This window comes from Streptomyces sp. NPDC018610, assembly GCF_044391765.1.
Lineage (GTDB): Bacteria > Actinomycetota > Actinomycetes > Streptomycetales > Streptomycetaceae > Streptomyces.
Genome location: NZ_JBISAL010000001.1, coordinates 49,058 through 70,407, shown reverse-complemented (window position 1 = coordinate 70,407; position 21,350 = coordinate 49,058). Strand labels below are relative to the sequence as shown.

At 75.3% G+C, this 21,350-nt stretch carries 16 protein-coding genes and 1 riboswitch; of the genes, 2 read left to right on the top strand and 14 right to left on the bottom strand.

Features of this window, described 5'->3' with window-relative positions; genetic code table 11:
* Positions 1-14: 14 nt before the first annotated feature.
* The 5 genes from cobC to cobM are packed head-to-tail and all read right to left on the bottom strand — an operon-like array spanning position 15 to position 5,861.
* Entirely contained in the window at positions 15-1,097 is a 1,083-nt protein-coding gene (cobC, locus tag ACH5A8_RS00315) for an Rv2231c family pyridoxal phosphate-dependent protein CobC (RefSeq protein WP_398996366.1), read from the bottom strand.
* Positions 1,087-2,013, bottom strand: coding sequence for a sirohydrochlorin chelatase (locus ACH5A8_RS00310; protein ID WP_398996364.1), 927 nt, complete (start codon positions 2,011-2,013; stop codon positions 1,087-1,089). The genes cobC and ACH5A8_RS00310 overlap by 11 nt, the downstream gene beginning before the upstream one ends.
* Before the next feature lie 58 nt (positions 2,014-2,071).
* Complete coding sequence (gene cobJ / locus ACH5A8_RS00305) at positions 2,072-3,778, bottom strand: precorrin-3B C(17)-methyltransferase (protein WP_398996362.1); 1,707 nt, start codon at positions 3,776-3,778, stop codon at positions 2,072-2,074.
* Positions 3,775-5,046, bottom strand: coding sequence for a precorrin-6y C5,15-methyltransferase (decarboxylating) subunit CbiE (gene cbiE, locus ACH5A8_RS00300; protein ID WP_398996360.1), 1,272 nt, complete (start codon positions 5,044-5,046; stop codon positions 3,775-3,777). Before cbiE ends, cobJ begins: the two co-directional genes overlap by 4 nt.
* Positions 5,043-5,861: a precorrin-4 C(11)-methyltransferase gene (cobM, locus tag ACH5A8_RS00295; RefSeq protein ID WP_398996358.1), complete on the bottom strand. Its 819-nt coding sequence runs from the start codon at positions 5,859-5,861 to the stop codon at positions 5,043-5,045. The genes cbiE and cobM overlap by 4 nt, the downstream gene beginning before the upstream one ends.
* 95 nt (positions 5,862-5,956) lie before the next feature.
* Between cobM and ACH5A8_RS00290 the strand changes: the two genes are divergently transcribed.
* A complete protein-coding gene (locus tag ACH5A8_RS00290; protein ID WP_398996356.1) occupies positions 5,957-6,688 on the top strand; it encodes a ZIP family metal transporter in 732 nt (243 codons plus the stop codon).
* A 50-nt stretch (positions 6,689-6,738) separates the two neighbouring features.
* Here ACH5A8_RS00290 and cobI read toward each other — a convergent pair whose 3' ends face one another.
* From cobI to ACH5A8_RS00245, 9 genes are all read right to left on the bottom strand, one after another.
* The gene (gene cobI, locus ACH5A8_RS00285) at positions 6,739-7,470 is read right to left on the bottom strand and encodes a precorrin-2 C(20)-methyltransferase (protein WP_398996354.1); all 732 of its coding nucleotides are present in this window, start codon (positions 7,468-7,470) and stop codon (positions 6,739-6,741) included.
* Complete coding sequence (locus ACH5A8_RS00280) at positions 7,467-9,044, bottom strand: cobyrinate a,c-diamide synthase (protein ID WP_398998178.1); 1,578 nt, start codon at positions 9,042-9,044, stop codon at positions 7,467-7,469. The genes cobI and ACH5A8_RS00280 overlap by 4 nt, the downstream gene beginning before the upstream one ends.
* Before the next feature lie 83 nt (positions 9,045-9,127).
* Positions 9,128-9,727 (bottom strand): cob(I)yrinic acid a,c-diamide adenosyltransferase, encoded by a 600-nt coding sequence (cobO, locus tag ACH5A8_RS00275; RefSeq protein WP_398996352.1) that lies wholly within the window; start codon positions 9,725-9,727, stop codon positions 9,128-9,130.
* Positions 9,727-11,742 carry a putative cobaltochelatase gene (locus tag ACH5A8_RS00270; protein ID WP_398996351.1) on the bottom strand — a complete coding sequence of 672 codons (2,016 nt, stop codon included), beginning with the start codon at positions 11,740-11,742 and terminating at the stop codon, positions 9,727-9,729. Before ACH5A8_RS00270 ends, cobO begins: the two co-directional genes overlap by 1 nt.
* Positions 11,739-15,392 carry a cobaltochelatase subunit CobN gene (cobN, locus tag ACH5A8_RS00265; RefSeq protein WP_398996349.1) on the bottom strand — a complete coding sequence of 1,218 codons (3,654 nt, stop codon included), beginning with the start codon at positions 15,390-15,392 and terminating at the stop codon, positions 11,739-11,741. Before cobN ends, ACH5A8_RS00270 begins: the two co-directional genes overlap by 4 nt.
* Positions 15,389-16,921 carry a cobyric acid synthase gene (locus ACH5A8_RS00260; protein ID WP_398996347.1) on the bottom strand — a complete coding sequence of 511 codons (1,533 nt, stop codon included), beginning with the start codon at positions 16,919-16,921 and terminating at the stop codon, positions 15,389-15,391. Before ACH5A8_RS00260 ends, cobN begins: the two co-directional genes overlap by 4 nt.
* Positions 16,918-17,916, bottom strand: coding sequence for a cobalamin biosynthesis protein (locus ACH5A8_RS00255; RefSeq protein WP_398996345.1), 999 nt, complete (start codon positions 17,914-17,916; stop codon positions 16,918-16,920). The genes ACH5A8_RS00260 and ACH5A8_RS00255 overlap by 4 nt, the downstream gene beginning before the upstream one ends.
* Before the next feature lie 99 nt (positions 17,917-18,015).
* A riboswitch (cobalamin riboswitch) is annotated at positions 18,016-18,160 on the bottom strand.
* 422 nt (positions 18,161-18,582) lie between these two features.
* Complete coding sequence (locus tag ACH5A8_RS00250; RefSeq protein ID WP_398996343.1) at positions 18,583-18,813, bottom strand: hypothetical protein; 231 nt, start codon at positions 18,811-18,813, stop codon at positions 18,583-18,585.
* 34 nt (positions 18,814-18,847) lie between these two features.
* Positions 18,848-20,245: an anion permease gene (locus ACH5A8_RS00245; protein ID WP_398996342.1), complete on the bottom strand. Its 1,398-nt coding sequence runs from the start codon at positions 20,243-20,245 to the stop codon at positions 18,848-18,850.
* Positions 20,246-20,377: 132 nt separating this feature from the next.
* Between ACH5A8_RS00245 and ACH5A8_RS00240 the strand changes: the two genes are divergently transcribed.
* The gene (locus ACH5A8_RS00240) at positions 20,378-21,148 is read left to right on the top strand and encodes a class II aldolase/adducin family protein (protein ID WP_398996340.1); all 771 of its coding nucleotides are present in this window, start codon (positions 20,378-20,380) and stop codon (positions 21,146-21,148) included.
* The last annotated feature ends 202 nt before the right edge of the window (positions 21,149-21,350 follow it).

The following is a 21,350-nucleotide window of genomic DNA, read 5'->3' as shown; positions in this document are numbered from 1 at the left end:
CGGGAGCGGGGCCCCTACGCCGTCCCGGGGGCGAGCGCCGCGCTCAGGGCCGAGAGGAACCCCTCCACCGTCCCCGCGTCCCGTACCGCGAGCCGCAGCCAGTCCTCGTCCAGCCCCGGGAACGTGTCCCCGCGCCGTACCGCGTACCCCAGCTCGCGCAGCCGGCGCCGTACCCCGGCCGCCCCGTCCACCCGGACCAGCACGAACGGCCCCTCGGCCGGTTCGACCACCCGCACCCCGTGCCCGGCGAACGCGGCGAGGCCCGCCACCAGGCGGGCCCGGTCCGCCGCGACGCGGTGAGCCGCCCGCTCCGCCTCCGCCAGCGCCGCGGGCGACACGCACGCGGCCGCCGCCGTCAGCGCCGGCGTGGACACCGGCCACAGCGGCTGGGCCCGCTCCAGCTCGGCGACGACCTCCGGCGCGGCCAGGACGTACCCGATCCGCAGCCCGGCCAGCCCCCACGTCTTGGTGAGGCTGCGCAGCACCACCAGGCCCGGCACGTCGGTCCGCCCCGCCAGGGCCTCCCGCTCACCGGGCACCGCGTCCATGAACGCCTCGTCGACCACCAGGGTCCGCCCGGGGCGGGCCAGCCCGGCGATCGCGGCGGCCGGGTGCAGCACGGACGTCGGGTTGGTCGGGTTGCCGATCACCACGAGGTCCGCGTCCTCGGGGACGGCCGCCGGATCGAGCCGGAAGCCGTCCGCCGCCCGCAGCAGCACCCGGTCGACGGTGTGCCCGGCGTCCCGCAGCGCCGCCTCCGGCTCGGTGAACTGCGGATGCACGACGACCGGACGCCGTACCTTCAGCGCCCGCGCCAGCAGCACGAACGCCTCCGCCGCGCCCGCCGTCAGAAGGACCCGTTCGGCCGGCAGTCCGTGCCGCGCGGCCACCGCCGCCCGCGCCGCCCGCCCGTCCGGGTAGGCGGCGAGCGAGGCCAGCGAAGCGGCGATCCGCTCGCGCAGCCACACCGGAGGGGTGTCCGCGCGGACGTTCACGGCGAGGTCGACCAGCGCCGCCCCGTCGTCCCGTACCTCCGCGTCCCCGTGGTGCCGCAGGTCGTGCCCGCCGCCGGGCGCGGTGTCGTCCTCAGTGCGCATGCGAGTGGGAGTGCCCTCCGTGGTGGTGATGACCGTGGTGGTGATGGCCGTCGTCGTCCGGGTGGAAGTGCGGCTGCTGCGGCAGCCCCACCTTGTCCTCGAAGCCGGGCAGCGCGATGCGGTACACGCACGAGTCGCAGTTCATCCGCAGGTCGCCCTTGACCGCCTCGTCGTAGCGCTCCATCACCAGGTCCAGCAGCTCCGGCTCCGGGCCGATCACGTCCGCCGACCGTACCTCGACCTCGGGGTGCGCGGCGGCCCAGTCCGCCGTCTGCTGCCGTACCCGGTCCGGCAGGATGCCGGTGAACAGGAAGTACGGCAGGACGACGATCCGCTTCGCCCCCAGCCGCGTGCACCGGTCGAGCCCGGCGGGCACGTCGGGCGCCGCCAGCGACACGAACGCCGTCTCCACGCCCGCGTAGTCGCGCCCCTCCCACAGCAGCCGCGCCGCCTTGAACACCTCGGCGTTGGCGTCCGGGTCGGTCGAACCGCGCCCGACCAGCAGCACGGTCACCTCCGATCGGTCCCCGGCGGCGCCCTCCAGCGCCGCCTCGAGCCGTCGCTCCAGCACCCGCAGCAACGCCGGGTGCGGACCCAGCGGACGGCCGTAGGTGTACGAGATCCCCGGGTGCCGTTCCTTCTCGCGGGCCAGCGCCGCCGGGATGTCGCCCTTGGCGTGCCCGGCGGACACCAGCATCAGCGGCACGGCGGCGAACCGGCGCACCCCGCGCTCCACCAGCTCGGCGACGGCCTCGCCGAGCGGCGGCGGGGACAGTTCGATGAAGCCGCCGGCGACCGGCAGTCCGGGGTGGCGGCGGCCCAGTTCCCGGACGAAGTCGCGGAATGCCTCGGCCCCGGCCTCGTCCCGGGTGCCGTGACCGGCGATGAGCAGGGCGGGCGGCGTCGGGGTGGTCACAGGGTCTCCTTGAGCGAAGGGTGCGGATCGGTCTGCGGGAAGGGGAAGTCGGGGGCGGTCACCGGGCCTCCTGGCGTGCGCCGCCGTCCTGCCAGCGGTAGCCGCGCGGCGTGACCATGCGGCCCGCGATCTCACGGGTGGCGGTGTTGCCGACGGTGACGACCGTCATCATGTCGACCGTCGCCGGGTCCAGCTCGGCCAGCGTGGTCAGCCGGGCCGCCTCGTCGGGCCGTGAGGCGTTGCGCACGACACCGACCGGCGTCGTCGGCTCCCGGTGCCCGGCGAGGATCTCCAGCGCCTTGGGAAGCTGCCAGTGGCGGCCCCGTGAACGCGGGTTGTAGAAGGTGACGACGAGGTCGGACTCGGCCGCCGCCCGCACCCGCCGCTCGATGACCTCCCATGGCGTGTGCAGGTCGGACAGGCTGATCGACACGTGGTCGTGGCCGAGCGGCGCACCGAGGACCGCCCCGGCCGCGAGGGCCGCCGTGACGCCGGGGACGCCGACCACGTCGATGTCGTCGGACGCCTCGGCGAGCGCGGGGGAGGCCATGGCGTACACCCCGGCGTCCCCGCTGCCGATCAGCGCGACGGCCCGGCCCTCGCGCGCCTCGGCCACCGCCGTGCGGGCCCGCTCCTCCTCGGCCCCGAGCCCGGACTCCAGGATCCGGGTGCCGGGCCGCAGCAGGTCGCGGATCTGGTCGACGTACTGGTCGAGGCCCACGAGGACGGCGGCGCGCCGCAGTTCGGCCGCCGCGCGCGGGGTCAGCAGGTCGCGGGCGCCGGGGCCGAGCCCGACCACCGCGAGCCGGCCGCGCGCGGACCGCCGGGCGATCGCGCAGGTGGCCATCGCGGGCCGCCCGTCCGTCCGCTCCGACTTCCGCTTGGGCACGAGGAGTTCGCCGCCGCCGACGAGAGCGGCGGCCTCGGCGACGGAGGGCGTGCCGACGGCGGCGAGCGGCGCGCCGGACGGGTTGGGCACCGCCACCGCCGCCAACTCCTCGGCGGAGTAGGTCACCAGGGGTACGCCCAGCCGTTCGGCCGCCTCGACGATGCCCGGCTCGGAGGCCTTGGCGTCCACGGTGGCCAGTTCGGCGACCGAGCGCGCGGACAGCCCGGCCCCGCGCAGCGCGCCCGCGACCAGGTCCAGCACCTCGTCCACCGGCGCGCCCTTGGAGGCGCCCACGCCCACGACGAGGGACGGCGGACGCAACAGCACCTCCCCGTCGGCGGGTTCGACGGCGCGGTCCGTGACCCGCACGGCGTACGCCCCCTCGTCCGCGACCGGCAGCGCGGGCAGCGGCCAGGGCGCCTCGGCGTCGAGGCGTACCGGCTCGCCGTCCAGCAGCGCGCGCGACACCCCGGCCACATCGCCCTCCACCGGCAGGCCGAGCGTGTCGAGGCCGGCCAGCCCCACGGAGTCCGTCGCCGTCGTCACCACCGGCGCGGCGCCCAGCAAATCGCCGACCTCGGCGGCGAGTTCGTTGGCGCCGCCGCCGTGCCCGCCGACCAGCGACACCGCGAACCGGCCGCCCTCGTCGACGCACACCACCCCGGGGTCCGCGGCCTTGTCGGCCAGCAGCGGCGCGATCAGCCGCACCACCGCCCCGGTGGCGAGGAAGCACACCAGCTGCTCGCACTCGGCGAAGGCGGCCCGTACGGCGTCGCCGACGGGCCCGTCGTACACCCGCGTACGGCCCGGCCACGCGGCCGCCAGCCGGTCCCGCGCAGCCGCGCCCGCCGCGGTGGCGGAGATGAGGCCGATCACTGAGCAACTCCTTCTGTGCGCGCCGTGGCCGCCGCGGCCCCCTCGGGCCGCACCCCCCACAGCAGGAAAACGGGATTGGCCGCCGCCAGCCGGGTCACGTCACCCGGCAGCGGCGCGAGCCGGGAGGACTGCAACAGCACCCCGTCGCAGACCAGCCCGGCGGCGGTGAGCGCCCGGCGCGCGGCCGGCACCCGGTCGAGGGCCGCCAGGGCCACGACGACGGTCCGCCGGGCCCGCCGCGCGCACGCCTCGACGATCGCGGGCAGCTCGCGTCCGCCGCCGCCGACGAACACGGCGTCCGGATCGTCGGCGAGTTCGGCGAGTTCGGCCAGCGCCCCGGGCGCCGCGCCGTGCACCACGGTCACGTCCACGCCGTGGGCGGCGGCGTTGGCGCGGACGCGCCCGGCCCCGTCCGCCGTCCTCTCGACCGCGATCACGGCCGCGCCGAGCCGCGCGCACTCCACGGCCACCGACCCGGAGCCCGCGCCGACGTCCCACACCAGGTCGCCCGGGCGCGGCCCGAGCCGGGCCAGCGCCAGCGCCCGCACCTCGAACTTGGTGATCATCGAGTCCCGGTGCGCGAAGGCGTCCTCGCCCGGCGCCCAGCCCGCGGGGTGCCGCGGCGCGCCCGCGACGGTCCGCACGGCGCCCAGCGCCCGCGACCGGTCCAGGCACAGCACGACGCTCACCGCCGTGCCCCAGTCCCGGGCGGCGGCCTCGGCGGGTGTGACGGTCTCGACCTGCTCGCGGCCCTCCTCGCCCAGCGCGGAGGCGACGACCAGGACCCGGTCGGCGCGGGTGCGCGCGAGCGCGGCGCCCAGCTCGGCGGGGCCGGCGCCCGGCCCGGTCAGCACGGCGGTCTTGGGCTGCGCCCGGCACACATTGACGGCCGTGCGCGGATCCCGCCCGTGCGCGCTCACCACCACCGCGTCGTCCCAGGGCAGCCCGATCCGGGCGAAGGCGGCGGCGACGGAGGAGACACCCGGGCGGACGTCCAGCCGCTCGGACCCGAACCGCTCGGCCAGCGCCCGCACGATCCCGAAGAACCCCGGGTCGCCGGAGGCCAGCACGACCACCCGCCGTTCCTCGTCGAGGCGGGCCGCGATGGTGTCGAGGGCGGGCGCCAGCGGCCCCAGTACCACCCGTTCGGCGGTATCCGGAAGCCGTACGGCGTCCAGGTGCCGCCGCCCGCCCACGACCAGCTCCGCCCCGGCGAGGAGATCCTCGTCGAGCGGCGCGCCCGTCCCCGTGCCGACCACCGTGATCACGTGCTCGCGCCCCGTGCGCGCAGGGCCTTGCGGGCCTCGGGGTCGGCCTTGCGGTACCCGTGGAAGTGGCCCGGGTGGTACAGGTGCGAACGGGTGCCGTGCGCGCCGAGCGCCGGGCCGACCAGGAAGAGCGTGTGCTTCCAGAGCTTGTGCTCCTTGACCGTCTCCTCCAGCGTCTCGATCGTGCACCGCACGACCAGCTCCTCCGGCCAGGTCGCCTGGTAGGCCACGACGACCGGCGTGGACGTCGGATAGCCGCCCTCCAGCAGCTCCCGCACCAGCTGCCCGCTGCGGGCCGCCGACAGGAAGACCGCCATGGTGGTGCCGTGCCGGGCGAACTCGCGGACCTCCTCGCCGGGCGGCATCGGCGTCTTGCCGCCGCCCAGCCGGGTCAGCACCACCGACTGCGCCACCTCGGGGATGGTCAGCTCGCGCCGGGCGAGGGCGGCGACGGCCGAGAACGACGACACGCCGGGGACGACCTCCGTCTCGATCCCGAGCGCGTCGCAGCGGTCCAGCTGCTCCTGCGTACCGCCCCACAGCGCGGGATCGCCGGAGTGGATTCGCGCCACCCTCAGACCCTCGGCGCGGGCCCGCTCGTACACCGCGACGACGTCCTCCAGGGACATGGCCGCAGAGTCCAGGATCTCCGCGTCTTCGCGCGCGTGTTCGAGAACCTCGGCCTGGACGAGGCTCGCCGCCCAGATCACGACGTCGGCCTCGGCGATCGCGCGCGCCGCGCGGAACGTCAGCAGGTCGGCGGCGCCGGGACCGGCGCCGACGAAGGTCACCTTGCCGGCGGGGGCATCGGCCATGGGGTCGGGTCCTTCCGTACGAATTGTCATGGTGTGTGGTGGTCCGACGATGGCCGGATGTGCGCGATCGGGGGTTGATCGGATAGCAAGGGCACATGGCGGTCTTCGTAGCGCTCGGCGCGTTCCTGATGACGCTGGCCGGCGGCTGGACGGCACAGCGGGTGACCGATCGTCGCCACCTGGTCCTCGGACTGGCCGGCGGCCTGATGCTGGGCGTGGTCGGCCTGGACCTGCTGCCCGAGGCGCTGCGCGCCGCGGGCCGCGAGGTGTTCGGCGTACCGGCGGCCCTGCTGCTGTTCGTGGCAGGCTTCCTGCTGGCCCACCTGGTGGAGCGCCTGCTGGCGGCCCGGCAGGCCGCCCACGGCGGCGCCGAGGGCCACAACCACCGCGCGCCCGAGGTGGGTCTCACGGCGGCGGCGGCCATGGTCGGTCACAGTGCCATGGACGGCGTGGCGATCGGCGCGGCCTTCCAGGTGGGCGGCGGCATGGGCGCCGCGGTCGCCCTCGCCGTCATCGCCCACGACTTCGCCGACGGCTTCAACACCTTCACCCTCACGCGCCTGTACGGCAACGCGCGCCGCAAGGCCGTCGCGATGCTCGTGGCCGACGCCCTGGCCCCGCTGGTGGGCGCCGCCTCGACCGCCTTCATCAGCATCCCGGAGTGGTTCCTCGGCGGCTATCTCGGCCTCTTCGGCGGCGTGCTGCTCTACCTCGCCGCCGCCGAGATCCTGCCCGAGGCCCACCACGAGCACCCGGCCCGCTCCACCCTGCTGTGCACCATCGCCGGCGTGGCGTTCATATGGCTGGTGGTCGGCCTGGCCGCCTGACGCATGCCGGCGGCGGCCGGACCGGCCGCACGGCCGGGCACGATCACCGCTCACAGCTTGCCGCCCCGCCCGCCCTCGCGCCGCGCGGGCGCGATGAGCGTCGACAGATACGGCAGGGGAGCGCCGTCCAGCTCACCGGCCGGCCGGATCGACTCCTCCGGCAGCCCCAGCGCCGAACCCCACACGGCGTCCTCGATCCGCCCGCTGTCCCGCAGCGCCCGGGCGACCTCCCGCGCCTGCCGCCCGAACTTGTACGCGACGACGGTCCCGGGCCCCTCCAGCGCGTCCTTGAGCACCGCGGCCCCCGCGGTCACCGGCACCAGCGTCAGCGGCTCGGTCCCCTCGGTGAGCACCGCACCCGAGCGCGCCGCCAGATCCTGCATGGCGGTGATGCCGGGCACGGTCTCCACGACGAGCCCGGGCACCAGCTCGGCGACGGTCTGCGCGAGATACGTGAACGTCGAGTACACGTTCGGGTCGCCGATGGTGGCGAACGCCACCGACCCGTGCTCGCGCAGCAGCGCGGCGACCCGCTCCCCGGCCTCGTCCCAGGCGGCCTCCCGGCGCGCCCGGTCACTGCGCTCGTTCAGCGCGAACACCACCCGGACCACCTTCTCGGCCGGCGCGTAGTGCAGCACGGTCGCCTCCGCGCGCCCGCGCTCCCCGGTGTCCATCACGGGCACCACCACGACATCGGCCGCGCGCAGCGCGCCCACGCCCTTGACGGTCACCAGCTCCGGATCGCCGGGACCGACCCCGACTCCGATCAGCCTGCTGCTCATGACGTCCGGCACCTCTCGACGAACCGACGGGCGACACCGGGCGCGCCGGCCCAGTGCGTGTGGAGATAACTGGCGTGCACATCGCGCTGCACGAAACCTTCGAGCCGCCGCTCGGGGGCGCGCAGCCCCCAGGCGGGAGCCGCCGCCCCCGATCCCGCGCCGGGCTCGACGACGGTCCGGTGGAACTCGTGCCCGCGCACCCGCCGACCGGCCGCGGCGAGCACGCTGTCACCGACGGCCACGGCGTCCCGGTAGCCGAGGGTGAGCCGCTCCGTCATCCGCGCGGCGGCGTCCAGCACCCCGCACATCGGCCGCCCGTCCAGCTCCCGGCACAGATACAGCAGCCCCGCGCACTCGGCGGCGACGGGCGCCCCGCTCAGGGCGAGCTCCCCGACGGCCTTGCGCAGCGCCTCGTTGGCGGACAGCTCGGCGGCGTACACCTCCGGGAACCCGCCCCCGACGACCAGCCCCCGAGTCCCTTCGGGCAAGGCCTCGTCCCGCAAAGGGTCGAACACCACGACCTCGGCCCCGGCGGCGGTCAGCAACTCGGCGTGCTCGGCGTAGGAGAAGGTGAAGGCGGCCCCGCCGGCGACGGCGACGGTGACCTTGGCATTCCGACCGGCTCCCTCCAGCCCGTCCGGCGTCCGGGCCGGATCCACACCCCGTCCGACTCCCTCCAGCCCGTCCGGCGTTCCAGGACGAGGCCGTTCAGGCCGACCCGGGGGCCCGGGGGCGAAGCCCGGGGGCGATGGGGGTCCCGCCTGCTCGAGCGAAGCCGGGAGCTCGGGGGAGGGAAGGGGCGGCGGGGGCGAGAACCCCTCGGCGTCCCCAGCCGCGTCCCAAGCCGCACACGACAGCACCCCCGCCCTCCGCGCCAGCGCGACCAACGCCTCCAGATCACACCCCGCGGCCACCTGCGCCCCCATCGCGGCCACCGCCTCCACCGCGGCCGACCGCCGCTCGGCGACCGGCACCAAGCCCAGATGCCGCGCCGGAGTGTCCACCTGCGGCGCCCGCCGCAACACTCCCAGCACCGGCACCCCCACCGCCTCCAGCGCCTCCCGCAACAACGCCTCGTGCCGGTCCGACGCGACCTTGTTGAGGATCACGCCCCCGACCCGCACCTCCGGGTCCCACGTCACGAACCCGTGCACCAGCGCCGCCACCGACCGCGACTGCGAGGACGCGTCGACGACCAGTACCACCGGCGCCCGCAGCAGCTTCGCCACCTGCGCCGTGGACGCCAGCTCGCCCTGTCCGGCGGCCCCGTCGTAGAGCCCCATCACACCCTCGACCACCGCGATGTCGCACCCGCGCGCGCCGTGCAGGAACAGCGGCCCGATCAGCTCGGGTCCGCACAGATACGCGTCCAGGTTGCGCCCCACCCGACCGGTGGCGAGCGCGTGGTAGCCGGGGTCGATGTAGTCCGGCCCCACCTTGTGCGGGGACACGGCGAGCCCGCGCCCGGCGAGCGCGGCCATCAGCCCCGTGGCGACGGTGGTCTTGCCGCTGCCGGAGGCCGGCGCGGCGATCACCAGCCGGGGCACGGACGCGCCGGCGGAACCGGACGGCACGGCGGCGGAAGCGGACGGCACCGCGGTGGAACCGGACGGCACGGCGGCGGAGACGGAGGACTCGGCGGAGTTCAGCACGGGTGTCACCACTCGATGCCTCTCTGGCCCTTCTGCCCCACGTCCATGGGGTGCTTGACCTTCGACATGTCGGTGACGAGGTCGGCGAACTCCACCAGCGCCCCGGGCGCGTTGCGTCCAGTGATGACGACATGCTGGGTGCCCGGCCGCGCGCGCAGCACCTCGACCACCTCGTCGGTGTCCACCCACCCCCAGTGCATCGGGTACGCGAACTCGTCGAGCACGTACAGCCGGTACGTCTCGGCGGCCAGGTCCCGCTTGACCTGCTCCCAGCCCTCGCGGGCCTTGGCCTCGTTGTCCATCTGGGCGTCGCGCTGGACCCACGACCAGCCCTCGCCCATCTTGTGCCAGTCGACGGAGCCGCCCTGCCCCGACGCCCCGAGCACCCTGAGCGCGTTCTCCTCGCCGACCTTCCACTTCGCCGACTTGACGAACTGGAACACCCCGATCGGCCAGCCCTGGTTCCAGGCGCGCAGCGCCAGCCCGAAGGCGGCGGTGGACTTGCCCTTCCCGATGCCGGTGTGCACGACCACGAGCGGCCGGTTGCGCCGCTGACGCGTCGTCAGACCGTCCTCGGGCACGACGCTCGGCTGCCCCTGCGGCATTACGCGGCCCTCCTCGAAGTCCCCTGCGCGTGCCTGACCAGGCCGGCGATCGAGTCGGCCCGCAGCTCGTCCAACGTCGCCGCCGTACCGCCCAGTTCACCGGCGAGCTGACCGGCGAGCCCCAGCCGCACCGGCCCCGACTCGCAGTCCACGACCACCGAGGCGACCCCGTCGGCCGCGAACAGCCGCGCAGCCCGCCCGGCGAGCGCGACCGGCTCAGGGCCGCCCGTGGCCCGCCCGTCGGTCACCACCACCACCAGCGCCCGGCGCGCCGGGTCCCGCAGCCGCTCCACCCGCAGCACCTCGTGCGCCCTGAGCAGCCCGGCCGCCAGCGGCGTGCGGCCTCCCGTCGGCAGCGACCCCAGCCGGACCGCGGCCGCGTCCACGGACGAGGTCGGCGGCAGCGCCACCTCCGCGTCCCGGCCCCGGAAGGTCACCAGCCCCACCTTGTCCCGCCGCTGGTAGGCGTCCAGCAGCAGCGACAGCACCGCGCCCTTCACGGCCCTCATCCGCTGCCGCGCCGCCATCGAGCCGGAGGCGTCCACCACGAACAGCACGAGATTGCCCTCGCGCCCCTCCCGCGTCGCCTGCCGCAGATCGTCCCGGCGCACGACCAGCCCCGGGCCGCTGCGCCCCCGCGCCCGCTGGTGCGGTGCGGCGGCCTGCACGGTCGCCGCCAGGTGCAGCTTGGTCAGCGTGCCGCGCGGACGCCGCGCGCCGGTGGTCCGGCCGTGCTCGGTGCGGGCACGGGAGCGCCGCCCGGCCGCTCCCTCGCCGATGCCCGGAACGCTCAGCACCTTGGTGCGGAACGGCTCCGACGCCCGCGCCGGCGCCTGCTCGCCCGCACCCGCCCCGGACGGCTGCGGCTCCCCGCCCTCGCCGGCCTCCGGCCGCGCGGCGGCGTCGCCGCCCTGCGGGCCGCCGTCGTCCGGCATGGGCTGCCCGCCGCCACCGCCGGGTCCGTCCGGACCGGGGTCGGGCTCGTCGTCGCCGTTCCCGTCCTCCCCGGCGAACTGCTCCAGCGTCTCGTCGAGCTTGTCCTCGTCCAGACCGGGAGCGTCGAACGGGTTGCGCCGCCGCCGGTGCGGCAGCGCCAGCAGCGCGGCCTGCCGCACGTCCTCGGCGAGCACGTCGGTCCGTCCCGCCCAGGCGGCCAGCGCGGTGGCGGTGCGCGCCATCACGATGTCGGCGCGCATGCCGTCCACCTCGAAGGCCGCACAGGTCGCCGCGATCTGCCGCAGCGCACCGTCACCGAGGCGCACCTGCGCCAGCAACGCCCGTGCGGCGGCGATCCGTTGCCGCACCGCGCTCTCCTCGTCGGCCCAGCGCGCGGCGAAACCGGCCGGGTCGTCGTCGTAGGCGAGCCGCCGGCGCACGACCTCGACCCGCTGGTCGGGCTCGCGGGAGGCGGCCACCTCCACGGTCAGACCGAACCGGTCCAGCAACTGCGGCCGCAGCTCGCCCTCTTCGGGATTCATGGTCCCCACCAGCAGGAACCGCGCCGCGTGCCGTACGGAGACGCCCTCGCGCTCCACGTACGAGGCGCCCATCGCGGCCGCGTCCAGCAGCAGGTCGACCAGGTGGTCGTGGAGGAGGTTGACCTCGTCCACGTAGAGGATGCCCCGGTGGGCGTCGGCGAGCAGGCCAGGCTCGAACGCCTTGACGCCCTCGGCGAGCGCCCGCTCGATGTCCAGCGCTCCCACGAGCCGGTCCTCGGACGCGCCGACCGGCAGCTCCACCATCCGCGCCGGCCGCGTCTCGAACGCCCCCGGCTCGTGCGGCCCGTCCGGGCACGCGGGGTCGGGCGCGTCCGGGTCGCAGGAGAAGCGGCACCCGGAGACGACGTCCACCGGGGGCAGCAGCGCCGAAAGCGCCCGTACGGCGGTGGACTTGGCGGTGCCCTTCTCGCCGCGTACCAGCACACCGCCGACCGCCGGCGAGACGGCGTTCAACAGCAGCGCGAGCCGCAGGTCGTCCTGACCGACGACGGCCGTGAACGGAAACGGGGTACTCACTTCTCGTCGTCCTCCAAGTCGCCCTCGAGCTCCAGATAGGTGGCGCGCAGCCGCTCCAGCGTGTCCGCGTCCGGCTCCGCCCACAGCCCCCGGTCGGCGGCCTCCAGCAGCCGCTCGGTGATGCCGCGCAACGCCCACGGGTTGGACTTCTTCATGAAGTCCCGGTTCTCCGCGTCGAAGACGTACTCGGCGCTGAGCTTCTCGTACATCCAGTCGTCCACCACGCCCGCCGTGGCGTCGTAGCCGAAGAGGTAGTCGACGGTCGCCGCCATCTCGAAGGCGCCCTTGTAGCCGTGCCGCCGCATGGCCGCCATCCAGCGCGGGTTGACCACCCGCGCGCGGAAGACGCGGTGCGTCTCCTCGCCCAGGGTGCGGGTCTTGACCTGGTCGGGGATGGCGGAGTCGCCGACGTACGCCTCCGGGCTCGCGCCCGTCAGATGCCGCACCATCGCCACCATGCCGCCGTGGTACTGGAAGTAGTCGTCCGCGTCGACCAGGTCGTGCTCGCGGGTGTCGACGTTCTTCGCGGCCACCGCGATCCGCCGGAACGCCGTCTCCATGTCGCCGCGCGCCGCCCGCCCGTCGAGCCCGCGCCCGTAGGCGTAACCGCCCCAGACCGCGTACACCTCGGCGAGGTCAGCGTCCGAGCGCCAGTTGCGGGCGTCGATCAGCGGCAGCAGACCCGCGCCGTACGCGCCCGGCTTGGAGCCGAAGATCCGGGCCGTGGCACGCCGCCGGTCGCCGTGCTCGGCGGTGTCCTCGTCGGCGTGCGCGCGGACGTAGTTGGACTCGGCGGGCTCGGCCAGCTTCGCCACCGTCCGCACCGCGTCGTCGATCAGCCCGACCACGTGCGGGAACGCGTCCCGGAAGAAGCCGGAGATACGGACCGTGACGTCGATGCGCGGCCGGCCCAGCTCCTCCAGCGGGACCACCTCGAATCCGGTCACCCGGCGCGAGGCGTCGTCCCACACCGGACGGCAGCCGAGCAGCGCCAGGATCTCGGCGATGTCGTCGCCCTGGGTGCGCATCGCGGAGGTGCCCCACACGGTCAGGCCGACGGACTTCGGGTACGCGCCGGTGTCGGTCAGGTAGCGCTGCACCAGCGAGTCCGCCAGCGACTGGCCGACCTCCCAACTCAGCCGCGACGGGATCGCCTTGGGGTCGACCGAGTAGAAGTTCCGGCCGGTCGGCAGCACGTTGACCAGACCCCGGGTCGGCGAGCCGGACGGGCCGGCCGGGACGTAACCGCCGTCCAGGGCCCGCAGGATGTGCCCGATCTCGTCCGTGGTGCGGGCCAGCCGCGGTACGACCTCGGTGCAGGCGAACTCCAGCACCGCGACCGCCTCGGGCAGTTCGACGCCCAGCACCTCCCGCACCAGGGCGGCGCTCCCGTCCGCCGCCCAGCCGCGCGCCTCCATGCCCTCGGCGAGCCGCCGGCACAGCTGCTCCAGCAGGTCGATCGCGTCGGCGGCCGACCGCGACGGCCCCTCCACCAGGTCCGTCAGCTCCACCGGGACCTTCACCGGGGCGCCCGGCTCGGCCAGCAGCTCCTTCTCCACCAGTCCGAAGTGCTCGGCCAGCGAGGCCCGCAGACCGGGCAGCGCGTCGGCCTGGCCGCCCCACACCTGGGAGGCGCGCAGCACCGCGAGGACCAGGTTGACCCGGGGCTCGCCGACCGGGCCGCCGCCCAGGATGTGCAGGCCGTCACGGATCTGCACGTCCTTGATCTCGCACAGATAACCGTCGATGTGCATGACGAACTCGTCGAACGCGTCGTCGTCCGGCTGCTCGTTCACATGCAGGTCGTGGTGCAGTTCGGCGGCCTTGACCAGCGTCCAGATCTGGGCGCGGACGGCCGGGGCCTTCGCCGGGTCCAGGTCGGAGACGAGGGCGTACTCGTCGAGGAGCTGCTCCAGCTTGGCGAGGTCGCCGTAGGTGTCGGCGCGGGCCATCGGCGGGACGAGGTGGTCGACCACGGTCGCGTGCCCGCGCCGCTTGGCCTGGGTGCCCTCACCGGGGTCGTTGACGATGAACGGGTAGATCAGCGGCAGCTCGCCGAGGACCGCGTCCGGCGCGCAGCCGGCGCTCAGGCCGAGGCCCTTGCCGGGCAGCCACTCCATCGTGCCGTGCTTGCCCATGTGCACGATCGCGTCGGCGCCGAAGCTGTTGTCCAGCCAGCGGTAGGCCGCCAGGTAATGGTGGGAGGGCGGCATGTCGGGGTCGTGGTAGATCGCGATGGGGTTCTCGCCGAAGCCGCGCGGCGGCTGGATCATCACGACGACGTTCCCGAACCGCAGGGAGGCGAGCACGATGTCGTCGCCGTCGACGTACAGGGAGCCCGGCGGCTCGCCCCACGCCTCGGTCATCGCCTCGCGCAGCTCCGGGTCGAGCTCCGCGAACCACGCCCGGTAGTCGGCGAGCGGCACCCGCGCGGGCGCGGCGGCCAGTTGCTCCTCGGTCAGCCACTCCACGTCATGGCCGCCGGCCTCGATGAGCCGGTGGATCAGCTCGTCGCCGTCGTCCGGGTATTCGGTCAGCGCGTACCCGGCGTCGCGCAGCGCGTCCAGGACGCGCACCGCGGAGGCGGGGGTGTCGAGGCCGACCGCGTTGCCGACGCGGGAGTGCTTGGTCGGGTACGCGGTGAAGACGAGGGCGACCTTCTTCTCGGCGTTCGGCTTGTGCCCGAGGCGGGCGTGCCGTACGGCGATCCCGGCGACGCGGGAGGCCCGCTCGGGGTCGGCCGCGTACACGGGCACGTCGTCCGGGCCCTGTTCCTTGAAGGAGAACGGGACGGTGATCAGCCGGCCGTCGAACTCGGGGATCGCGACCTGCATCGCCGCGTCCATGGGGGACAGGGCGGCGTCCGACCCGTCCCAGGAGGCCCGGGAGGAGGTGAGGCAGAGCCCTTGCAGGACGGGCACGTTCAGATCGGCGAGCGCGCCGACGTCCCAGGCCTCCTCGTCGCCGCCCGCCGACGCCTGCGAGGCGTGCGTGCCGCCGGCGGCCAGCACGGTGGCGACGAGCGCGTCCGTCTTCGCCAGCAGTCCGTACAGCGCCGGGTCGGCGTCGCGCAGCGAACCGCAGTACACCGGGAGGGCGTTGGCGCCGTGCGCCTCGATGGCGTCGCACAGGGTGTCCACGAAGGCGGTGTTGCCGCTCAGTTCGTGGGCGCGGTAGAAGAGCACGCCGACGGTGGGCCGGCCCGCCACCAGGGCGCGGTCGCCGTGGACGCCGAACTCCGGCATCTTCCGCGGCTCCTCGAAGCCCTCGCCGGTCAGCAGCACCGTGTCGGAAAGGAACCGGGCCAGCTCGGCGAGGTTGGCGGGGCCGCCCTCGACGAGGTAGCGCAGCGCCTCGGCGACCACACCGGCCGGGACGGACGACTCGGCCATCAGCTCCGCGTCCGGCACGGCCTCGCCGCCCAGCAGCACGGTCGGCACGCCGGACGCCTTCAACGCGGCGAGCCCGTCCTCCCAGGCCCGCTTGCCGCCGAGCAGCCGGACGACGGCGACGTCCGCGCCCTCGAGCAGCGCGGGCAGCTCGCCGGCCACGTCCACCCGGGTCGGGTTGCCGATCCGGTAGGCCGCGCCGGAGGCCCGGGCCGCCAGCAGATCGGTGTCGGCGGTCGACAACAACAACACTGTGCTCATGCGGGCGCTCCCGGTGGGATGAAAGGCAGTCCTTGCGGCGCGCCGGACTCGATGAGCCGCCACAGCGCGTCCGTGTCCGCGTGCTGTTCGATCAGGTCGCCGAGCCGGTCGAGCTGCTCCTCGCGCAGCGCGGCGAACGAGGTGTCGGGCGCCGGGGTGAAGCGGCGGCCCGCGGCGGCGGCCACCTCGCGCAGGAACGCCCGCCGGAAGCCGTCCGACTCCAGCGAGCCGTGCCAGTGGGTGCCCCAGACGGCGCCGGCCCGGCAGCCGTCCAGGCTGTGTCCACTGCCGTCGGAGATGAAGGCTTCTCCCCCCTCGACGGTGGCCACCCCGTGGTGGATCTCGTACCCCTCGACCGGCTCGCCGAGGGCCTGCCCGGACGGCCGGGTGAGGGTCTTCTCGCGGGCGAAGCGCACCCGCACGGGCAGCAGTCCGAGCCCGGGGACCGCGCCGGCGCGCGACTCGACCTCGTCCTCGATGTGCTCGCCGAGGATCTGGAAGCCGCCGCAGACGCCGAGCACCGGCAGACCCTCGGCGGCCCGGCGCACCAGGGCGTCGGCGAGGCCGCGCTCCCGCAGCCACCGCAGGGCCCGGACCGTGCCGCGAGTGCCGGGGACCACGACCAGGTCCGCGTCGGCCAGTTCCTCCGGCCGGTCCACGAACCGCACCACCACGCCCGGTTCGGCGGCCAGCGCGTCCACGTCGGTGAAGTTCGACATCAGCGGGATCGCGCAGACGGCGACGCGCAGCACGTCCTCGCCGACCGGCGGGGCGACGACGGACTCCCGCACGGCGCCGCGCAGGGAGACCCGGAGACCGTCCTCCTCGTCGATGCCGAGCCCGTGCCGGAACGGCAGCACGCCGTAGGTGCGCCGCCCGGTCAGTCCCTGCAGCATGTCGAGGCCCGGTTCCAGCAGCGAGACGTCGCCGCGGAACTTGTTGACGAGGTACCCGGCGACCAGCTCCTGGTCCTCGGGGGACAGCAGGGCGACGGTGCCGAAGAAGGAGGCGAAGACACCGCCGCGGTCGATGTCGCCGACGACGAGCACCGGCAGCCGCGCCCCGCGCGCGATGCCCATGTTGACGATGTCGGTCCGGCGCAGGTTGATCTCCGCCGGGCTGCCCGCCCCCTCACAGATCACCGCGTCATACGTGCCCCGCAACTCGGCCAGGCAGTCCAGGACGGTGCCCAGGAGCTTCTGCTGCCGCCCGCCGTGGTAGCCGCGCGCGCTCAGCTCGCCGACCGGCTTGCCCAGCAGCACCACCTGGCTGCTCTGCTCGCCGCCCGGCTTGAGCAGCACCGGGTTCATCAGCGCGGTCGGCTCGATCCGGCACGCCTGCGCCTGCATGGCCTGCGCCCGCCCGATCTCGGCGCCCTCGCGGGTGACGAACGAGTTCAGGGACATGTTCTGCGCCTTGAACGGCGCGACCTTGACGCCCTGCCGGACCAGCCACCGGCAGATCCCGGCGGTGACGACGCTCTTCCCGGCGTCGGAGGTGGTTCCGGCGACGAGCAGACCGCCGCTCATGACGTACGTCCCTTCCTCGGAGGAGTGCGCGTGGGGCCCCCGCTCTCCGGCGGGGCGCCGAGGAGGCGGCGTCCGAGGAGGCGTGCGGCCGCGCAGGTGCCGAGCGCGAGCCAGCTCACGCGCCGGGAGAGCCGTACGGCCCGGTCGATGTCCGCCACCTGGACGGCGCGTCCGTCACCGTTGAGTACCGGCCGGTGCTCCACACGCCCCCCGTACGACAGCGTGCCGCCCAGCCGCACGCCGAGCGCCCCCGCGAAGGAGGCCTCTACGGGCCCGGCGTTGGGGCTCGGATGCTTGCCGGCGTCGGCGCGCCAGGCCCGTACGGCCCCACGCGGATCGCCGCCGGCCGCGGTGGCCAGGACGGCGGTCAGCCGCGCCCCGGGCCAGCCGGCCACGTCGTCGAGGCGGGCGGAGGCCCACCCGTAGCGCCGGTGGCGGGGCGACTTGTGGCCGACCATCGCGTCGAGCGTGTTGACCGCCCGGAACCCGAGGAGCCCCGGCACGCCGGCGAGGGCGCCCCAGGTGAGCGCGCCGACCACCGCGTCGGAGGTGTTCTCGGCGACGGACTCCACGACGGCCCGCGCGATCCCGTCGGCGTCCAGCGCCTGCGGGTCGCGCCCGCACAGGTGCGGCAGCCGGGCCCGGGCGGCCTCGACGTCGCCGGACTCCAGGGCCCGCCCGACGGCGCGGGCCTCGCGGGCGAGCGAGGTGCCGCCCACGACGGCCCAGGTGGCGACGCCGGTCAGCGCGGCGGAGGCGGCGGGGGAGGTGCGGACGGCGCGGGCGGCGACGGCGCCCAGCGCGGCGGCGCCACCGGCGCACACGGCGGTGTGGAGGGCGCCCCACCCGCGGTGGTCGCGCCACAGCACGCGTTCTACGGCGCCGGCGGCCCTGCCGAACGCGGCGACCGGGTGCCCGCGGCGCGGATCGCCGAGGAGGAGGTCGCCCAAGAGGCCGGCGGCGGCGCCGTACGCGAAGACGCGATCGGCACCCATCGGGTCAGCCCGCCGCGGGGGCGGTCAGGGTGTCGCTGGTGACTCTCGGTCGGCAGCCGCGCATGGCGATATGTCCTCACTCAGGGTGTCCACGCCCTGGTTCGACGAGACCGGCGGTGAGAGTTCCTGGCTCCCGGGAAGGTTCCTCCCCGGTCACAGTGGCGGGACCGCGCCGGATTCACACCGGGCTTCCTCTCCTGCCGCCGTACATGGCCCCGGCAGTCCACCACGCCCCGCGAACACCAGTCAACTTGCCGTTGACCTGCGCCGGGGTACTGAGATGAGGCCCACACCGCCCCCGCGCGCCCTGCGCACCCCACACGTCTCCCGCGCGCCGCGCATGCCTGTCCACGGACCGCGCCCACGGCGCTCGCCCTCCCGGCCCGAGTGCGCCGTTCGCCCCATGACGCCCTCCGACCTGCGGGTACGGAGGGCGGGCACGGCGGGCGGGCAGGGGCGCACGGCCGGACATGGCTCCGCCCCGCGCGGACCGCTCGTCGGCGGCCACCGCGCGGGGCGGGGGAGGGGGCTGGGTGTCGGGGAGGGGGTCGCGACGCCGTGGCCGGTCCGGAACGGGTCAGTCACAGGCCGGGTCGGCCCCGGACCGGGTCGTGTCCCAGCCGGGTCGGCCGTGACCGGCCCGGACCGGTCTCGTCCGGCCCGCGCTCAGCCCTTGCCCATGATCAGGTAGATGCCGTAGCCGACGGCGGCGGCGCACGCGGCGAAGCAGACGTACGCGCCGGTGACCGCCAGCGCCCCGCCGCCGTCGCCGTGGGCGACGGCCCGCTCGCGGCGGGAGAGGCCGGCGATGCCCAGGGTGAACAGGCCCACGAGGCCTACGGTGACCACGAGGCTGACGCCGAAGACGGAGCCGAGGGCTGCCCAGTCGATCTTCATGCTGATGCTTCCTTGGGGGAGCGGAGTGCGGGACTCAGACGGTCGCGGCCGGCGGGACCGCCGCGGTCGCGGGGGCCGTCGGCGGCGTCGTGCCGAGGTCGATGTCGATACGGGGCGCGGACGCCGGGGCGGGGATGGTCGCCGCGAGTTCCTCGGCGAGCAGGGCGACGGCCGGGGGCCCGGCGAGCGGGACGGCGGGCGCCGCGGCGGGGACGTCGGCGACGGTCTCGGCGACGGCCTGGGCGGGGATCACGGCCGCGGGGGCGGCCGGGGGCGGGGCCACGGCGGCGATCGCCTGGGTCACCACGCCGGCCGGCTCCTCGGACCCGTCACCGGTCCCGGCGACGTTGGTGTGGTCGACGACCTGGCGGCGGGAGATCTTCCAGATGGCGGCGCTGGAGCCGATCAGGAACACGGCGACCAGCGCGGTGCCCCAGTCGCCGAGGCCCGTCACGGCCTCCGCGCCCGCGCCGACCAGCGCCGCGGCCGGCAGCGTCAGCACCCAGGCGACGGCCATGCGGCCGGCGGTGGACCAGCGGACCACACCGCCCTTGCGGCCGAGGCCCGCGCCCATCACCGAGCCGGAGACGACGTGGGTGGTGGAGAGCGAGAAGCCGAGGTGGGAGGAGGCCAGGATGGCGGCGGCCGAGCTGGTCTGGGCGGCGAAGCCCTGCTGCGGCTGGAGGTCGGTGAGGCCCGAGCCCATGGTGCGGATGATGCGCCAGCCGCCGATGTAGGTGCCGAGGGCGATGGCCAGGCCGGCCGAGAGGATCACCCAGGTGGGAGGGTTGGAGCCGGGGGCGATGGCGCCGCCGGCGATCAGGGCGAGGGTGATGATGCCCATCGTCTTCTGCGCGTCGTTGGTGCCGTGGGCCAGCGAGACCAGGCCGGCGGAGGCGATCTGGCCGACCCGGTGGCCCTTCTCGGCCGCCCTGCCGTCCGACTTCCCGCCGACGGTGTACGACAGCCGGGTCGCGGCCAGCGCGGCGACGCCCGCGACGACCGGGGCGGCGACCGCCGGGATCATGACCTTGGTGACCAGGACGCCGCCGTGCACCGCGTCCATGCCGGCGGAGGCGATGGTGGCGCCGATCAGACCGCCCATGAGGGCGTGCGAGGAACTGGACGGGAGCCCGACCAGCCAGGTCAGGAGGTTCCAGAGGATCGCGCCGACCAGGGCGGCGAAGATGACCTCGGGACGGATGCCGGTCTCGTCGACGAGACCCTTGGAGATCGTGTTGGCGACCTCCACGGAGAGGAAGGCGCCCACCAGGTTCAGCGCGGCGGACATGGCCACCGCGACCTTGGGCTTGAGCGCGCCGGTGGAGATGGTGGTGGCCATCGCGTTGGCGGTGTCGTGGAAACCGTTCGTGAAATCGAACGCGAGTGCGGTTATCACCACGATCGCGAGGATCAGCGAGAAGCTTTCCATTTACCCAGGCAATCGTTCGAGCGTCATTGGCTCGTCGAACGTAGGTAACCAGGGTGAACGGAAGATGAACTGGGCCGGTATGGGCGGTGTCCGATTCTGTTGCCCACTTCACACGGCTGGCAGGATCACCGCATGACCGAACAGCGGGGCGAGGAACGGGAAGGCGACCGTCCGGACACGGGCGGTCACGGGGCCGCGAGCGACCGGCGGGCCGCGGGCGGCGGCGGGGCGGCGGGGGGCCGCCGCCAGGCGCGGGAGGAGGAGACCCGCGCCTGGCGCGAACTGGTGGCCACCGCCCGCCGGACCGTCGCGGACGGCCTGGTCGTCGGCACCTCCGGCAACGTGTCGGTCCGCGTCGGGGACACCGTGCTGGTCACCCCGTCCGGCGTGCCCTACGACCGGCTCGCCCCCGACGACGTCACCGGCGTCGACCTCGACGGCCGGCAGGTGGTCGGCTCGCTCGTCCCGACCAGCGAGCTGCCCATGCACCTCGCCGTCTACCGCGCCACCGACGCGGGCGCCGTGGTCCACACCCACGCCGTGCACGCGACGGCCGTCTCCACCCTCGTCCCCGAGCTGCCGCTCGTCCACTACATGGCGGGCGCGCTCGGCGGACCGGTACGGGTCGCCCCGTACGCGACGTACGGCACCGAGGAGCTGGCCCGGAACATGCTCGGCGCCCTCGCCGGCCGCTCCGGCTGCCTGCTCCAGAACCACGGCACCCTCACCTACGGCGCGACCCTCGACCAGGCCTACGACCGCACCGCCCAGCTGGAGTGGATGTGCCGGCTGTGGCTGACCGCCTCCGCCGTGCCCGGCCTGACCCCGTCCCTGCTGTCGCCGCACCAGCTGGACCAGGCGACGGCCCGCCTGCGCGACTACGGCCAGAGCCCCCGCACCTGACCCCGACGAGCCGGCTCCCGACGACGGCCCGCCCCGGGCCGCGCCCGGCAGGGCGCGGTGGGACCGAGCCGTGCGTCGGGCGTGAGGCACGAGCACGGGCGCGGCCCCGCGACGAAGGCGGATCCCCCGGCGGCCGGGCTTCGTGGCGAAGGCGGATCCCCCGGCGGCCGGGCTTCGTGGCGAAGGCGGATCCCCCGGCGGC

Coding starts and splice junctions, on each gene's coding strand:
- ACH5A8_RS00290 (WP_398996356.1), top strand. CDS start 5,957: ATGGCGGTCTTCGTAGCGCTCGGCGCGTTCCTGATGACGCTGGCCGGC.
- cobN (WP_398996349.1), bottom strand. CDS start 15,392: ATGAGCACAGTGTTGTTGTTGTCGACCGCCGACACCGATCTGCTGGCG.
- ACH5A8_RS00240 (WP_398996340.1), top strand. CDS start 20,378: ATGACCGAACAGCGGGGCGAGGAACGGGAAGGCGACCGTCCGGACACG.
- cobC (WP_398996366.1), bottom strand. CDS start 1,097: ATGCGCACTGAGGACGACACCGCGCCCGGCGGCGGGCACGACCTGCGG.
- cobO (WP_398996352.1), bottom strand. CDS start 9,727: ATGCCGCAGGGGCAGCCGAGCGTCGTGCCCGAGGACGGTCTGACGACG.
- ACH5A8_RS00245 (WP_398996342.1), bottom strand. CDS start 20,245: ATGGAAAGCTTCTCGCTGATCCTCGCGATCGTGGTGATAACCGCACTC.
- cobI (WP_398996354.1), bottom strand. CDS start 7,470: ATGAGCAGCAGGCTGATCGGAGTCGGGGTCGGTCCCGGCGATCCGGAG.
- ACH5A8_RS00250 (WP_398996343.1), bottom strand. CDS start 18,813: ATGAAGATCGACTGGGCAGCCCTCGGCTCCGTCTTCGGCGTCAGCCTC.
- cobM (WP_398996358.1), bottom strand. CDS start 5,861: ATGGCCGATGCCCCCGCCGGCAAGGTGACCTTCGTCGGCGCCGGTCCC.
- ACH5A8_RS00255 (WP_398996345.1), bottom strand. CDS start 17,916: ATGGGTGCCGATCGCGTCTTCGCGTACGGCGCCGCCGCCGGCCTCTTG.
- ACH5A8_RS00260 (WP_398996347.1), bottom strand. CDS start 16,921: ATGAGCGGCGGTCTGCTCGTCGCCGGAACCACCTCCGACGCCGGGAAG.